This is a genomic window from Saliniradius amylolyticus, from assembly GCF_003143555.1.
In the GTDB taxonomy this organism is placed as follows: Bacteria; Pseudomonadota; Gammaproteobacteria; order Enterobacterales; family Alteromonadaceae; genus Saliniradius; species Saliniradius amylolyticus.
In genome coordinates this window covers 2,283,559-2,299,673 of record NZ_CP029347.1, presented here as the reverse complement: position 1 = coordinate 2,299,673, position 16,115 = coordinate 2,283,559, and the positions used below count along the sequence as shown (strand labels likewise).

Below are 16,115 nucleotides of genomic sequence, written 5' to 3'. Positions count from 1 at the left end.
GTGTTATAGGAAGAATCAATCTATGAGCATGACTCCGAAATCCGCCTACCGACGCATTCTGTTGAAACTTAGTGGTGAGGCCCTGATGGGCGATGAGGGCTTTGGTATCGACCCCAAAGTTCTGGACCGTATGGCTCAGGAAATTAAAGAAATTGTCGAGTCCGGTGTTCAGGTGGGGCTGGTGATTGGGGGAGGTAACCTGTTCCGTGGCCAGGGCCTGGCTGAAGCTGGCATGAACCGTGTCGTAGGCGATCATATGGGAATGCTGGCCACGGTAATGAATGGCCTGGCGTTTCGCGATGCCTTGCATCGTGCTTTTGTGAATGCGCGGCTGATGTCGGCGATTCCTTTAAACGGAGTGTGTGATGCCTATAACTGGGCCGAGGCAATCAGCTTGCTAAAGTCCGGCCGTGTGGTGATCTTCTCAGCGGGTACCGGCAACCCTTTCTTTACAACAGACTCCGCGGCCTGCCTCAGAGGCATTGAAATTGAAGCCGATGCGGTTTTGAAAGGCACCAAAGTCGATGGGGTTTATGACAGTGACCCGAATCAAAACGACAATGCCACAATGTACAAGACTTTGAGCTATCAGGAAGTACTGGAAAAAGAATTAAAAGTGATGGATCTGGCGGCCTTTACCCTGGCCCGGGATCATCACTTGCCCGTTCGGGTCTTTAACATGAACAAGCCTGGTGCACTGAAAGCGGTAGTGATGGGTGAAGACGAAGGCACCCTGATCGATCACCCTGAGAACTTAAACTAATTTTAGAATTACAACAGGAAGACAACCATGATTGACGAGATTAAAGCCGACGCCAAAGAACGTATGCAGAAGTCTATCTCGGCTCTGAAAAGCCAGATGAGTAAAGTGCGTACGGGCCGGGCTCACCCTAGCTTACTGGACAGCATTACGGTGGAATATTACGGTGCGGAGACGCCGCTCAATCAGTTGGCGAACATTGTTGCCGAAGATTCCCGCACTCTGGCGCTGACCGTGTTCGATAAAAGTACCACTCAGGCCGTGGAAAAGGCCATCATGCAATCGGATTTGGGCCTCAACCCCATGAGTGCCGGCACCGTTATTCGTATCCCCATGCCAGCCCTGACCGAAGAGCGTCGTAAAGACCTTATCAAAGTGGTTCGTGCTGAGGCAGAGCAAGCTCGTGTGGCCGTGCGTAACGTGCGTCGCGATGCCAACAGCGACATCAAAGAACTGATGAAAGACAAAGAGATCAGTGAAGATGATGCCCATCGCGCTGAAGAGGATATCCAGAAAATTACCGATGCCACCATTAAATCCATTGATGAGCATCTGTCGGATAAAGAAGCCGAGTTAATGGAAGTCTGAGCCTGACAAAAGGATCATAATGACTTCCCCCAACGAACAAATGCCTCGCCATGTGGCTATTATCATGGATGGTAATGGCCGCTGGGCCAGACAGCGCGGTAAAATTCGCAGTTTTGGTCATAAAGCCGGTGTTGAATCTGTGCGTGCCGCCGTGCGGGTGGCTCGGCAGTCCGGCATTGAAGCGCTCACTTTATTTGCGTTTAGCAGCGAGAATTGGCAACGGCCCGACGAAGAAGTGGGCGGCTTGATGCAGCTGTTTAAAATGGTGCTCAAAAGTGAGGTCAAAAAGCTGCATAAGAATGATGTCCGTCTTCGGGTTATCGGTGACTTAAGTCGCTTCGATGACGATTTGGTCGGGCGTATCCGTGATTCGGAGGCGCTGACCGCTGACAATCGTGCGCTGACCTTAAATATCGCGGCAAATTATGGTGGTCGCTGGGAGATTACGCGGGCGGCCAGACAGTTGGCTCTGGCCGTTGCCGCCGGGAAACTGAAGCCAGAGCAGATTGATGAAGCGCGGTTTCAGCAAGAAACCTGTCTGGCTCAGTTGCCAGAACTGGATTTATTGATCCGCACAGGTGGTGAGAGCCGGGTTAGCAACTTTCTGTTGTGGCAACTGGCGTATGCCGAGCTCTACTTCACCCCTGCGCTATGGCCGGACTTCAACGAACAGGAGTTTGAACTGGCCTTGGCTGACTACGCGGCCCGTCAGCGACGCTTCGGTTTGACCTCAGAACAATTAGAAGATTAGGCCAAGGACCGAATTGTGTTAAAGCAACGAATTATTACTGCCCTGATTCTGGCGCCCTTGGCATTAGTTGCCATCTTGTTTTTACCTCAGATGGGGTTCCAGCTAACCATAGGCGCCATCGTAGGCTTAGGTGCCTGGGAGTGGGCGAACTTAATGGGGCTGCAGTCCCGTATTCAAAAAGCCTTCTATACCTTGCTAACGCTGGGCATTTGCGGCGTTTTGGCCTACCTGGTTCCCATTGCTCTGATATGGAAACAGGGGGCTATCGCACCCTTGTATTTCTGGGTATTGGCGGTGGCGACCCTGTGGTGGGCTATCTCCCTGTTAATGATCCTCGCGTATCCCAAATATACCGCTTTCTGGCGCAACGGCCGATTGATGCGGGGACTGTTTGGTCTTCTGACTCTGGTGCCAACGTGGGTGGCGATTGTGGTTCTGCGGGGGCGCTTGTATGACATCGATGATCTCTATGGCGCTTCACTGATCTTTTATGTGTTAGGTATCGTCTGGGCCGCGGATATCGGTGCGTTCTTTGTTGGCATCAAGTTCGGCCGCCATAAGCTAAGACCGAATGTATCACCGGGTAAGACACTGGAGGGGTTGTTCGGCGGCATAGCAGCATCATCGGCCATCATCGGTTTTGCAGCGCTGCATTATCAGGTCAATGAAACCATGATCTGGCATCACCTGCTTATTGGCGGTATTACTGTCGGCGTTTCTGCCTTGGGCGACCTTAACGAAAGCATGTTTAAACGTTGTGTGGGCTGTAAAGACAGCGGTACCTTGCTGCCGGGCCATGGTGGCATCCTGGATCGTATCGACAGCCTAACCGCAGCCTTCCCGGTATTCACCTTCTGCTATGTGCTCTGGATGACCTGATGCAAACCATTACTCTGCTGGGGGCGACTGGCTCCATTGGCCTCAGCACACTGGATGTGATCGCACGGCACCCTGACCGCTTTCGCGTTTTTGCGCTGACGGCCCACAAGAATATCGATGCGCTGGTGGAACTGGCGCGTCAACATCGGCCGGAATATCTGGTGGTGGCTGATAAATCCAATTACGCCGAGGTCCAGGAAAAGGCGAGAGCGCTAGGGGTGACGGCCGAAATTCTGGCCGGAGAGCAGGCCCTGATGGAGGTCAGCTCTGACAGCCGGGTAACTACGGTGATGGCCGCCATAGTGGGCGCAGCAGGCTTGAGGCCGACTCTCTCGGCAGTGCAGGCCGGCAAGCGGGTACTGTTGGCGAATAAGGAAGCCCTGGTGATGTCGGGGCAGTTATTTATCGACGCCGTTAATCAATCCGGTGCTGAGTTGCTGCCCGTGGACAGTGAGCACAATGCCATCTTTCAATGCCTGCCTGAGCAGTTTCAGTATGGTCAACCCGAGACAAGCGGCATCGAGCGTATTCTTCTGACCGGCTCAGGGGGACCGTTTTTAACCACACCTGTAGAAGCTCTTGAAGCCGTGACGCCAGAGCAGGCCTGTGCCCATCCGAACTGGAGCATGGGCCGAAAGATATCGGTGGACTCGGCCACCATGATGAACAAGGGGCTGGAGTTTATCGAAGCCTGTTGGTTGTTTGGGCTGGAGCCTGAACAGATTCAGGTGGTGCTTCACCCGCAAAGCGTGATTCATTCCATGGTGCAATACCGGGACGGCTCGGTGATTGCTCAGATGGGGCAGCCAGATATGCGTACGCCTATTGCTCACTGCCTGGCCTATCCGGAGCGAATTCAGGCCGGAGTCGAGCCACTGAATTTCGCCGCATTGACGGATTTCAGTTTTACCACCCCGGATACGCAACGTTACCCTAATCTGATGTTGGCTATTGATGCCTGTTGCGCCGGACAGAGTGCGACCACGGCGTTAAACGCAGCCAATGAAGTAGCTGTAGAAGGTTTCTTGCAGCGACGTATCGGCTTTACCACTATTGCACTGTTAAATCGGCGGGTGTTGGAATCCATCCAGCCACAGGAACTTTACGCTATCGACGACATCATAGCCTGGGACCGCGAGTGCCGGCAGTTGGCACAGCAGTATTTAGAATCTTTGGAGCAGGCCTGATATGTTTGGTTTTCTATGGAGCCTGGTGTTTTTCATTCTGGCCCTCGGTATTTTGGTGGCGGTGCATGAATGGGGACACTTCGTGGTGGCCCGGTTGTGCGGCGTCAAGGTTCAGCGTTTCTCCATTGGCTTTGGTAAGCCACTTTGGCGCACCTTCGACAACAAGGGTACGGAATACGTGGTGGCCGCCATTCCTCTGGGCGGTTACGTTAAAATGCTGGATGAGCGGGTCGAAGACGTCCCTCCGTCTGACTCCCCCTATGCTTTTAATCGTAAGCCGGTCTGGCAGCGCATTGCTATCGTCGGCGCAGGACCTGCAGTCAATTTTGTGTTTGCGGTGGCGGCCCTGTGGCTGATGTTTTTAATTGGCGTCGACACTGTTAAGCCCGTTATTGGGCAGGTGCAGCCACAGTCTATCGCCGCCGAAGCTCAGTTAGAACCAGGCATGGAGATCGTCCAGATAGGCGGTGAGAGGACTTTAGACTGGCAGGACGTTAATCTCGAGCTGGTGGCGCATATCGGTGACGCGGAACTGCCTTTGCGGGTGCGCCTTCCCGAGACCACCGCTGAGCGGAATCTGACATTGGATATTCAGCAATGGCAGTTTAACCCTGATGCCGAATCGGCCTTATCGAGTTTGGGGCTGACACCGTACCGGCCTGCACCAACCACCGAGATCGCCTGGGTGGCCGATGATTCACCCGCCAAGTCCGGCGGGCTGCAAAAAGGCGATAAAATCTTAGGCTTAGATGGAACTCAGGCCGAGGATTGGGGACAAATAGTGAGTTTTATCGCCGAGCATCCGGGGGAGACCATAACGATAGACGTTTTGCGTGATGGCCAACGTCGGGCGCTCACACTGGAGATTGGTTTGCGGGGCGAGACAAGCCAAGGATATCTTGGTATTGTGCCCGTTTCCGAGCCGTGGCCAGAGGCCTATCGCTTTACCAAGGAATACGGCTTGCTGACAGCATTAGGGCAGGGAGCAGACAAAACTTGGCGATTAATGGCTCTGAGTGTAGAGATGATCGGCAAGCTGATTACCGGTGATGTATCGGTAAATAATCTCAGCGGGCCGATTTCCATCGCTCAGGGGGCCGGAGCCAGTGCTGGTTACGGGCTGGTTTACTTTTTAAGTTTTTTGGCGCTGATCAGCGTCAATCTGGGGGTCATCAATCTATTGCCATTACCGGTACTTGATGGTGGACACCTCCTTTATTATTTTATTGAGCTTTTAACGGGACGTCCTGTGCCCGAATCGGTGCAGGAAGTAGGTTTTCGAATTGGTGCAGCGCTGTTGATGATTTTGATGACAGTGGCCATCGTGAACGATATCGCGCGTTTATAAAGCGGTTAATACATGGTGACGCTACTGAGCGCACCCCGTAGTTTGGAAGATAAGAATTACATGAAGTTGAAACAGGTTATTGCCGCCGGGATCTTATTTTCCGGCGCCGTGTTGGCATCTGATAACTCCAGTGAATTTGTCGTCGAAGATATTCGTGTCCAGGGCTTGCAGCGTGTCGCCCTAGGGGCTGCATTGACCCATCTACCGGTTCAGGTGGGGGATCGTTTAAACGACTTTCGAATCTCTCAAATGATACGCTCGCTATATGACTCAAGTCATTTCGAGCGCATCCGGGTGTTAAGGGATGGCAATACTCTGATTGTGGAAGTTCGGGAGCGACCCACCATCAGTAATATCACCTTCGATGGCAATGATGACATCAAGGACGAACAGCTGAATCAGAGTCTTGATGATAGTGATGTGCGGGTCGGGGAGCCTCTTGATAAGACGGTACTGACGTCCATCGAAACCGGTCTGCAAGATTTTTACTACAGTATCGGTAAATACAACGCCGATGTGACTGCTATGGTCACACCTCTTCCTCGCAACCGAGTAGACTTAAAGCTGGTTTTTGAAGAAGGCGATGCCGCCGAAATTAAGCAGATCAACATCGTTGGCAACAAGACCTTCAGTGATGAGGAGCTCCTCGGTCAGATAGAGCTGCAATTTGATACGCCCTGGTGGGATTTCATGTCCGAAACCCGTTATCAGAAACAGAAACTGACCGGCGATATGGAAACCCTGAAAAGCTACTACATGGATCGTGGCTATCTGAAGTACAACCTGGACTCAACCCAGGTTTCGATGACGCCCGATAAGTCCGGGGTCTACATTGCGCTTAATGTGACTGAAGGCGACCAGTATAGAGTTTCAGAAGTAGAGCTGGTGGGTGATTTGCTCGGACATGAAGACACCATAGAGAGAATCCTGCCATTGCGGGCAGACACGATGTATAACCTGGCTGAGGTTACCTATACCGAGGAATTTATCAGCAAGTACCTGGGCCGGTATGGTTATGCCTATCCCGAAGTGACCACCATTCCCGAAGTTAACGATGAAGATAAAACCGTTAAGTTGACCATGTCCGTGGACCCGGGTAAACGCATCTATGTGCGCCGAATCAATTTCACCGGCAATGAGGTTACCGCCGATGAAGTGCTGCGTCGTGAGGTACGCCAGATGGAAGGCGCGGCCCTGTCGAATCAAGCCCTGGAAGCCTCAAAGTCTCGATTGTCGCGACTCACTTATATGGAAGAAGTGGAATTTGAAACTGTGCGTTTGGCTGGTGAAGACGATCAGGTTGATGTGGAGTTTTCAGTTAAGGAACAACCATCGGGCTCCTTCAATGCCGGTATCGGCTATGGTGACCGCACCAAGTTAAGCTTGCAGGCGGGTATTCAGCAAAACAACTTCCTGGGTACTGGCAAACAGGTGGGAATCAATCTCAACAGTGTGTCTTATCAAAAGAGTGCCAGTCTGTCTTACACTGACCCCTACTTTACGATCGACGGTATCAGTTTGGGCGGCAATGTCTTTTTCTCCGAATTCGATGCCGGTAGCGCTAACCTGGTTCAATATAAGAATAAACGGTGGGGGGTTGGACTCAATCTTGGCTATCCGGTCAACGAGTATAACCGCCTGAACTATGGCATTACCTATATCTCCAACGAGATCTCTCAGCTACAGACTTACGAACAAATTCGGGCGTTCTACGATACCTTTGCCGATCCCAACAACCCGGATGCGGGCATTCAATTTGATGCGTTCGAATTGTCTCTGGGCTGGCGTCGCAGCACGCTAAACCGCGGTGTTTTCCCAACGGCGGGCTCGTCACAGAGTCTGTCCACAAAGGTGTCGACGCCGAACTCCGATGCTAACTATTATAAGTTCATGTTGGATACCAAGTTCTACTTCCCGCTCGACCGTGCGCAAAAGTGGTCCATATTGACTCGCTTGGAAGCTGGCTATGGTAATGGCTATGACGAAGTTAACGGTAACGACCAGACCTTGCCGTTCTGGGAGAACTTCCGTTCGGGGGGCAATGATACCCTGCGCGGTTTTGAGAACAATACCGTGGGGCCAAGACCCATCTACCGCCAACCAACAACGGTGACGGGACCCGACGGCAGCCAGATTGCCTTGGGGCCCGACTCTGACACCATTGCGGATCCTATCGCCAGGAGATTGCGTTCGGTGGGCGGGAATGCGATGGTCACCGGCGGTGTCGAGCTGATTTTCCCCACGCCATTCCTGGATGAAGAATACTCCAACTCAGTGCGGACCAGTTTGTTTGTGGACGTAGGTAATGTGTGGGACACTGAATTCGATCTTGACCGATACTCAGAGCTGGCGCAGAGCGAGCAGGATAAGCTGGTGGATTATTCCGACCCGGGTCGGATCCGTTCCTCCTACGGACTTTCGGTTCAGTGGATTTCTCCCATGGGACCCATGACCTTTAGTTTTGCCCGGACGATGAGCGAGGAGCCGGGTGATGAGACTAAGTTCTTCTCGTTTAATATTGGTAAGACTTTCTAAGAATTAAAAATTACACAGGAGACAGACAGTGAACACAATGAAGAAAACAGCTATTGCGGCGATGATGTTAGGTACTGGCATGATGAGTACGGCGGCCAGTGCAGCCGATAAAATCGGCATTATCAATGTGCAAGGCGTATTCCAGTCTTTACCACAGGCAGCTGCTATTCAGGAAAACATTCGCGCCGAGTTTAAAGATCAGATTGAAGAGATCTCTCGTCTTGAGAAAGACATTAAGTATTACCTGGAAAAACAACAGCGTGACGCCGCCACCATGAGCGAAGCGGAAAAAACCGAGCTGCAGGAGAAGCTGGTTGGGTTGCGCGATGATTACCAGTCTAAGACGAAACCACTGCAACAGAATATCCAGCGTCGTCAGATGGAAGAGCGCGATAAGCTACTGGGCCTGATTCAGCAGGCCATTAATAACATCGCCGAAGAAGAAAACTATGATTTGGTCATCAATGCCAATGCCGTCGCTTACATGGGCGATGAGGGTAACGACCTGTCTAAGCAAGTGATCGACAAAGTCAGCAAGGCCAATTAACGGAACCGCTTGATGGAATCCTATACTCTGGCCCGGTTGGCCGAGCATATTGGCGCGCAGGTGCACGGGGATGGAAGTGTAACCGTCGAGTCTCTGGCAACCTTACAGGATGCCGTGAAAGGTCAGATTTCCTTTCTGGCGAATAGTAAGTATGCTAGCCAGCTTTGTGACACGCAGGCAAGCGCCGTCATAGTGCAGGCTGAGCATCTTTCGGAGTGTCCCTGTAGCGCCTTGGTGATGGATAACCCTTATGTGGGCTTTGCGTTAGCGGCCCAGTTGATGGACACCACGCCAGTGGCTGCAAAGGATATCTCTTCGAAGGCCGTGGTCGCCGATGATGTGGTATTGGGCGAAGGGGTGAGCATTGGCCCTGGCGCTGTTGTTGAGTCCGGTGCTCAGTTAGCCGCCGGAGTGCAGATCGGCCCGAATTGTTTTGTGGGCAAAGATGTTCACATCGGCGAGGGCACCAAGCTGTGGGCTAATGTGACGCTTTATCACGGCTGTCGGATTGGGGCGGATTGTCTGTTCCAGTCGGGAGCCGTGATTGGCTCGGATGGCTTTGGTTACGCGAACGATCGCGGCAACTGGATTAAGATCCCGCAGTTAGGACGGGTCATCATCGGTGACCGTGTCGAAATTGGGGCAAATAGCTGCATTGACCGGGGAGCGCTCGGCGATACCATCATTCACGATGGGGTGATCATCGATAATCTATGTCAGATCGCTCATAACGTCGAATTAGGTGCCAATGTAGCCATAGCCGGTTGTTCGGTGATTGCCGGGAGTACCACCATAGGCGCAAACTGTACTATGGGTGGGCAGACCGGTATCGCAGGCCATCTGGAAATTGGTGACAATGTGCACTTTACCGGCAAGAGTATGGTCACTAAGAGCATCAGCGAACCTGGCCTTTATTCATCCGGATTGCCCGTGCAGCCTAATCGTGAGTGGCGGAAGTCGATCGCTAACCTGCGCAATCTTGGCAAGCTAAGCCAGCGTGTTAAAACCTTAGAGAAACAAGCCAAGGGTGAATAAGCCCGGCAAGGAGAAATTCGTTGGCGAATCAACTAAACACCATTGATATTGAAGAAATCATGGCGCTGCTGCCGCACCGCTACCCCTTTTTGCTGGTGGACCGAGTGACTGACTATACTCTGGGTGAGTCCATCAGTGCCTATAAGAACATCAGCTTTAATGAGCCTTGCTTTACCGGTCACTTCCCGGATAAGCCAATTTTTCCTGGTGTCTTAATCCTGGAAGCCTTGGCACAGGCGGCGGGTGTTCTCGGATTCAAGACCGTCGGTAATTCCGATGATCTTTACCTGTACGCTGGTGTCGATAATGCTCGCTTTAAGCGCCCGGTGGTCCCCGGGGATCGCATGGATCTGGATGTATCTCTGATTAAGGAACGTCGCAATATCTGGAAGTTTAAAGGTATTGCCAGTGTCGATGGCGAAGAGGCCTGCAGCGCTGAATTTATGTGTGCAATGAGGAAACGATAGACGGTGATTCACCAAACAGCCATTATTGACCCTAAGGCCAGCATTGGTCAAAACGTCAGCATCGGTCCCTATTCAGTGATCGGTCCCGATGTCGTGATCGGAGATAACACCGTTATTGAGTCTCATGTTGTCGTTAAAGGTCCTACAGTGATGGGCCGCGGCAACCATATTTACCAGTTTGCCTCTGTGGGCGAAGACTGCCAGGACAAAAAATACGCTGGTGAGCCTACCCGTCTGGAAATCGGTGACAATAATGTAATTCGCGAATGTGTCACCGTTCATCGGGGCACCATTCAGGACAATAGCCTGACGAAGATAGGCTCCGATAATCTGTTAATGGCCTACGCCCATATCGCCCACGATGTGGTCATGGGGGATAACAACATTATCGCCAATAATGGTTCCATTGCCGGCCATGTGCATATTGGCGACTGGGTGATCATCGGGGGCATGAGCGGCGTGCATCAGTTCTGTCATATTGGTTCCCACAGTTTTTGTGGGGCTGGATCTATTCTGGTTAAGGACCTACCGCCCTATGTGATGGCCGGTGGTGAGAAAGTGGCTCCCCATGGGATTAATTCTGAGGGGTTGCGTCGGCGTGGCTTTAATAAAGATACCATTATGGCCATCAGACGGGCTTACAAGGTCTTATACCGCCAAGGCCTGAGTCAGGACGAGGCGGTACAGCAGCTCAATGACATGGCGAAGAAAACGCCTGAAGTGGCGCTGTTAGCCGAGTTCGTGGCCGCGTCCCAACGCGGCATCATCCGCTGATCATGGCCGCTGCCCCTCTGCGTATCGGTATTGTTGCCGGCGAAGCCTCAGGTGACATCCTTGGAGCGGGCCTGCTTAAGAACCTAAAACAGCGCTATCCTGACGCGATTATTGAAGGCATTGGAGGCCCGCAGATGCAGGCCCAAGGCTGTCGCTCCCTGTTCGATATGGAAAAGCTGTCGGTAATGGGATTGTTTGAGGTGGCTAAGCACCTCAAAGAACTCCTGGCGATTCGAAAATCATTGGTGACTCATTTCACCGCTAATCCGCCAGATGTCTTTATTGGCGTGGATGCACCTGATTTTAACCTGGGGTTGGAGTTAAAACTCAAGCAGGCAGGTATTAAGACCGTGCAGTATGTCAGTCCCTCGGTATGGGCCTGGCGCCAGAAACGCATTGTTAAAATCGCCAAGGCGACAGACCTGGTTCTCAGTCTGCTGCCGTTTGAAAAGACGTTCTATGATAAGCATGAGGTGCCTTGTCGCTTTGTGGGCCATACTCTGGCCGACGCGATTCCGCTGGAGCCAGATACATTAGCCGCGAGGGAGCAGCTAGGCTTAGGGCCAAAGGATAAGGTGCTGGCGATCTTGCCCGGTAGCCGTGGCGGCGAAGTCAGTCGCATGTTACCACCCTTTCTGGATGCCATCGCTGAACTTAATCAGGATTACCCCGCATTGAAGGTGGTGATGCCGGCGGCTAATGACGCTCGTCGGGAACAGATTCAGAGCTTGCTAGATGACTTTCCTACGGTGACGAACATCCACGTCGTGGATGGACGCTCCCGTGAGGTAATGACCGCCGCCGATGCGATTTTACTGGCTTCCGGTACGGCGACTCTGGAGGCCATGTTATGCAAGAAACCCATGGTGGTCTGCTACAAGTTTAACTGGCTAACGTACCAAATCGGTAAGCATTTGGTGAAGCTGCCGTATTTCTCACTGCCCAACTTGCTGGCCCGTGAATCACTGGTGCCTGAGTTGCTGCAATCTGACGTGACCGGACCCATGATAGCCAAAAACCTGCGCCCCTTACTCAAAGGTGGGTCGCCAAAGCTGGTCAAACGCTTTACCGATTTACATCAATCGATTCGTCTGGGCGCCGATGAGAGCGCTGCCCAGGCTGTGCTGGAGCTGATTCAAAACCCATGAGCCAAGCAGTATCTGCCTTAATTGCCGGTGTGGATGAGGTGGGTCGCGGTCCACTGGTGGGAGACGTGGTCACCGCGGCAGTGATCCTGCAGCCGGACAGACCTATCGAGGGCCTGACAGACTCCAAGGCCTTGTCAGAAAAAAGACGAGAAGCATTGTTCGACATCATTCAGACTCAGGCATTGTGTTGGAATGTAGGCCGGGCGACTCCCGCCGAAATCGACCAGATGAATATCCTGAGTGCTACCATGCTGGCCATGGAGCGGGCTGTTGAGGGCTTAAGTCACCAGCCGCAACACGTGTTAGTGGATGGCAACCGCTGCCCAAACTGGTCGTACTCCAGTGAGGCGGTGGTCAAAGGTGACAGCCGGGTAGCGGCCATCTCTGCCGCCTCGATTCTGGCTAAGGTAACGCGGGACAGAGAAATGCAGCAACTCGAGCAGGACTATCCCGGCTATGGCTTTGCACAGCACAAGGGGTACCCCACCAAGCAACATCTTCAGAGCCTGTCGGAGTTGGGACCAACGCCTTTTCATCGTCTGAGTTTTAAACCGGTTCAAAAAGCGCTCGAAGCTCATCGCGGAGTATCTAATGGCTGATAGCAACTTTGTGCATTTGCGCGTTCACAGCGACTTTTCCATGGTCGATGGTCTGAACAAGATTAAGCCGATTCTGGCAAGGGTGAAAGACGAACAGATGCCGGCAGTGGCCATCACCGATCAGGTTAATCTGTGCGGACTGGTGCGTTTTTACTCAGACGCCCATGCGCTGGGAATTAAGCCGATCATCGGAGCCGACTTCTGGGTTCAGAGTGAGCCTATGGAGGAGCAGCTTTATCGCCTGACCTTGCTCGCCATGGATAATACCGGCTATCAGAATCTGACTTTGTTGATTTCCCGAGCTTACCAACGTGGTTATATTCAGGGCCATCCGGTGATTGACCGTGAGTGGCTGGCAGAATTGAACGCCGGGCTTATCGTGCTGTCCGGTGGTCGTGAAGGAGATTTGGGCGCGGTGCTTGCAAAGGGCAACCAACGCCTGATTGATGAGTTTACTGCGTTTTATCAGCAATACTTTCCCGAACGCTTTTATTTGGAGCTGATTCGTACCGGTCGACCCGGTGAGGAAGACTATTTGCATGCTGCGGTGGCACTCGCCCAACAAGCTGGCCTGCCGGTAGTGGCCACCAATGAGGTATGTTTTATCGATCGTGAGGGGTTCTATGCCCACGAGGTGCGGGTCTCCATTCACGATGGTTATGCTTTGGATGATAAGCGCCGACCGAAAAATTACTCAGAGCAGCAATATTTGCGCACACCTGAGGAAATGGTGGAGCTTTTCAGCGATATTCCTGAGGCCATCGACAATACGGTGGAGATTGCCAAACGTTGTAATGTCACCGTGACCTTAGGGAAGTACTTCCTGCCCCAGTTTCCAACGGGCGATCTGACTACCGAAGACTTTTTGGTGAAAAAGTCTGAAGAGGGATTGCAAGAGCGGTTAGAGTTTCTATTCCCAGACTCCGAAGAGCGAGCCAAGCAGCGTCCTGCATACGACGAACGCTTAAAGGTGGAACTGGATGTTATCAATCAGATGGGCTTTCCCGGCTACTTCCTGATCGTTATGGAGTTTATCCAGTGGAGTAAGGATAACGGTATTCCGGTAGGGCCTGGGCGGGGCTCGGGCGCCGGTTCCCTGGTGGCTTATGCCCTTAAGATCACCGACCTGGATCCGCTGGAGTTCGACCTGCTGTTCGAGCGCTTCTTAAACCCCGAGCGGGTCTCCATGCCGGACTTCGACGTGGACTTTTGTATGGATCGCCGCGATGAAGTCATCGACCACGTGGCCGAGATGTACGGACGGGACGCGGTGTCCCAGATCATCACCTTCGGCACTATGGCGGCGAAGGCAGCCATCCGCGATGTGGGCCGGGTGATGGGTCACCCGTATGGGTTCGTGGATAAGATCTCCAAATTAATCCCGGGCGATCCGGGAATGACTCTCGAAAAAGCCTTCAACGAGGAGCCACGTCTGCCCGAAGTCTATGAGCAGGATGAAGATGTGAAAGAGCTCATTGACATGGCGCGTATTCTCGAAGGGGTCACTCGGAACGCCGGTAAACACGCCGGAGGCGTGGTGATCTCGCCCACCAAGATTACCGATTTCTCACCACTGTATTGTGATGATGAAGGAAAAAATCCGGTTACCCAGTTCGACAAGAACGATGTGGAAACCGCGGGGCTGGTCAAATTTGACTTCCTCGGCCTGCGTACCCTGACGATTATTCAGTGGGCCATCGATATGATCCAGGGGCGTAGCGGTGAAACCATTGATATAACAGCCATTCCGCTGGCCGACCGAGCCAGCTTTAAGTTGCTGCAAAACGCCGAGACTACCGCCGTGTTCCAGCTGGAATCCCGCGGAATGAAGGAACTCATCAAGCGACTTCGGCCGGATAACTTCGAAGATATTATCGCCCTAGTGGCTCTGTTCCGGCCGGGTCCCTTACAGTCGGGCATGGTGGATAATTTTATCGATCGTAAGCACGGTCGTGAGGAAATTTCCTATCCGGATCCTAACTATCAACACGAGTGTTTAGAGGAGATTCTCAAGCCCACCTACGGCGTCATCCTGTATCAGGAGCAGGTGATGCAAATCGCCCAGGTGATGGCCGGGTATAGCCTGGGGAGCGCCGACTTGTTACGTCGGGCCATGGGTAAGAAAAAGCCTGAGGAAATGGCCAAGCAGCGCGCCTTCTTTGAGGAGGGGGCCAAGAATAACAACATCGATCCAGATCTGGCGATGAAGATCTTCGATCTGGTGGAAAAATTTGCCGGTTATGGGTTCAACAAGTCCCACTCCGCCGCCTATGCCTTGGTGTCGTATCAGACCCTGTGGCTTAAGACACACTACCCTGCTGAGTTTATGGCCGCGGTCATGTCGGCGGATATGGACAATACCGATAAGATTGTAACTCTGGTAGACGAATGCCACCGGATGGGGCTGACGGTGTTGCCACCGGATGTGAACACCGGTCAGTATAAGTTCTCGGTTAATGATGACGGTCAGATCGTCTACGGCATCGGTGCGGTGAAAGGCGTGGGAGAGGGCCCTATTGAGGCCATCATCAGTGCTCGTCAGGCCGATGGTCCTTTTGCCGACTTGTTCGACTTTTGCGCCCGTATCGATCTTAAACGCATCAACAAGCGCGTGATGGAGAAGTTGGTACTGGCCGGGGCCATGGATAATTTAGGCCCTCACCGGGCCGCGATTCATGCCACCTTGCCTGAGGCGATTAAGGCGGCGGATCAACACGCCAAGGCAGAGTCTCATGGTCAGACCGATATGTTTGGTCTGCTGGTCAGTGAACCCGAAGAGGTCAAGCAGGCCTTTGCCGATGTCCCGCCCTGGGCTGAGAAGGTCTGGCTGGACGGTGAACGAGATACCCTGGGCCTTTATCTGACCGGTCATCCTATCAATCAATACCGCAAGGAAATCAGCCAGTTCTGTCAGGGGCGTCTGGTGGATGTGAAGCCCACTCCCAAAGACGGTAAAGCCATGGCCGTGGGGCTGGTCATCGATGTACGGGTGATGATCAACAAGAAGGGGCGTCGTTGGGGGATAGTGACTCTGGATGATAAGAGTGCCCGTCTGGATGTACGCTTTTTCCCCGATGCCTTCGAAGAGTTTGAGGAACTGCTGCAAAAAGACAGAATTTTGGTAGTATCTGGACAGGTCCGCTTTGATGACTATTCTGATAGCAATACAATGACGGCCCGCGACGTACAGGACATCGTGCAAGCGCGGGAAAAGAACGCCAGAGCAATCATCCTGAGCCTGGAACACGAGAAAATGGACAATCAGGTGACGGCACTGCAGCAGATTCTGACGCCCTACAAAGGGGGCAGTTGTCCGGTGCATTTTCATTTCCGTCATCCGGACGCCGAGGCAACACTGGCAGCCGGAACGGAATGGTTTGTCACCCCTCAGGATGAATTATTGCACGACCTGAAGCTATCCATAGGTGAACATCGGGTGACGTTAAGCTACGACTGACGCCACCGCCGGTATTGGGCCGGCCCAACATTATTAAGGC

At 52.8% G+C, this 16,115-nt stretch carries 14 protein-coding genes; all 14 read left to right on the top strand.

Annotation, left to right across the window (positions count from 1 at the left end; translation table 11 throughout):
- Positions 1–22 precede the first annotated feature (22 nt).
- Genes pyrH through dnaE form a run of 14 tightly spaced genes read left to right on the top strand, consistent with a single transcriptional unit; the run spans position 23 to position 16,075 of the window.
- Positions 23–763, top strand: coding sequence for a UMP kinase (gene pyrH, locus HMF8227_RS10710; RefSeq protein ID WP_109340166.1), 741 nt, complete (start codon positions 23–25; stop codon positions 761–763).
- A 27-nt stretch (positions 764–790) separates the two neighbouring features.
- Positions 791–1,348: a ribosome recycling factor gene (frr, locus tag HMF8227_RS10705; RefSeq protein WP_109340165.1), complete on the top strand. Its 558-nt coding sequence runs from the start codon at positions 791–793 to the stop codon at positions 1,346–1,348.
- Between the two features lie 19 nt (positions 1,349–1,367).
- Entirely contained in the window at positions 1,368–2,099 is a 732-nt protein-coding gene (uppS, locus tag HMF8227_RS10700; RefSeq protein WP_109340164.1) for a polyprenyl diphosphate synthase, read from the top strand.
- A gap of 15 nt (positions 2,100–2,114) precedes the next feature.
- On the top strand, positions 2,115–2,978 hold the full coding sequence (locus HMF8227_RS10695) for a phosphatidate cytidylyltransferase (RefSeq protein ID WP_109340163.1): 864 nt from the start codon (positions 2,115–2,117) through the stop codon (positions 2,976–2,978).
- Positions 2,978–4,165, top strand: coding sequence for a 1-deoxy-D-xylulose-5-phosphate reductoisomerase (gene ispC, locus HMF8227_RS10690; protein ID WP_109340162.1), 1,188 nt, complete (start codon positions 2,978–2,980; stop codon positions 4,163–4,165). The genes HMF8227_RS10695 and ispC overlap by 1 nt, the downstream gene beginning before the upstream one ends.
- A gap of 1 nt (position 4,166) precedes the next feature.
- Positions 4,167–5,513 carry a sigma E protease regulator RseP gene (gene rseP / locus HMF8227_RS10685; protein WP_109340161.1) on the top strand — a complete coding sequence of 449 codons (1,347 nt, stop codon included), beginning with the start codon at positions 4,167–4,169 and terminating at the stop codon, positions 5,511–5,513.
- 60 nt (positions 5,514–5,573) lie between these two features.
- Complete coding sequence (bamA, locus tag HMF8227_RS10680) at positions 5,574–8,048, top strand: outer membrane protein assembly factor BamA (protein WP_109341086.1); 2,475 nt, start codon at positions 5,574–5,576, stop codon at positions 8,046–8,048.
- A 28-nt stretch (positions 8,049–8,076) separates the two neighbouring features.
- Positions 8,077–8,595 carry an OmpH/Skp family outer membrane protein gene (locus HMF8227_RS10675; protein ID WP_420820528.1) on the top strand — a complete coding sequence of 173 codons (519 nt, stop codon included), beginning with the start codon at positions 8,077–8,079 and terminating at the stop codon, positions 8,593–8,595.
- Positions 8,596–8,604: 9 nt separating this feature from the next.
- Complete coding sequence (lpxD, locus tag HMF8227_RS10670) at positions 8,605–9,630, top strand: UDP-3-O-(3-hydroxymyristoyl)glucosamine N-acyltransferase (RefSeq protein ID WP_109340159.1); 1,026 nt, start codon at positions 8,605–8,607, stop codon at positions 9,628–9,630.
- 20 nt (positions 9,631–9,650) lie between these two features.
- Positions 9,651–10,097, top strand: a complete 447-nt coding sequence (gene fabZ, locus HMF8227_RS10665) for a 3-hydroxyacyl-ACP dehydratase FabZ (RefSeq protein ID WP_109340158.1) — start codon at positions 9,651–9,653, stop codon at positions 10,095–10,097.
- A gap of 3 nt (positions 10,098–10,100) precedes the next feature.
- The gene (lpxA, locus tag HMF8227_RS10660; RefSeq protein WP_109340157.1) at positions 10,101–10,871 is read left to right on the top strand and encodes an acyl-ACP--UDP-N-acetylglucosamine O-acyltransferase; all 771 of its coding nucleotides are present in this window, start codon (positions 10,101–10,103) and stop codon (positions 10,869–10,871) included.
- A 2-nt stretch (positions 10,872–10,873) separates the two neighbouring features.
- Entirely contained in the window at positions 10,874–12,019 is a 1,146-nt protein-coding gene (gene lpxB, locus HMF8227_RS10655; protein WP_109340156.1) for a lipid-A-disaccharide synthase, read from the top strand.
- Positions 12,016–12,618 (top strand): ribonuclease HII, encoded by a 603-nt coding sequence (gene rnhB, locus HMF8227_RS10650; RefSeq protein ID WP_109340155.1) that lies wholly within the window; start codon positions 12,016–12,018, stop codon positions 12,616–12,618. Before lpxB ends, rnhB begins: the two co-directional genes overlap by 4 nt.
- Positions 12,611–16,075 (top strand): DNA polymerase III subunit alpha, encoded by a 3,465-nt coding sequence (gene dnaE / locus HMF8227_RS10645; RefSeq protein WP_109340154.1) that lies wholly within the window; start codon positions 12,611–12,613, stop codon positions 16,073–16,075. Before rnhB ends, dnaE begins: the two co-directional genes overlap by 8 nt.
- The last annotated feature ends 40 nt before the right edge of the window (positions 16,076–16,115 follow it).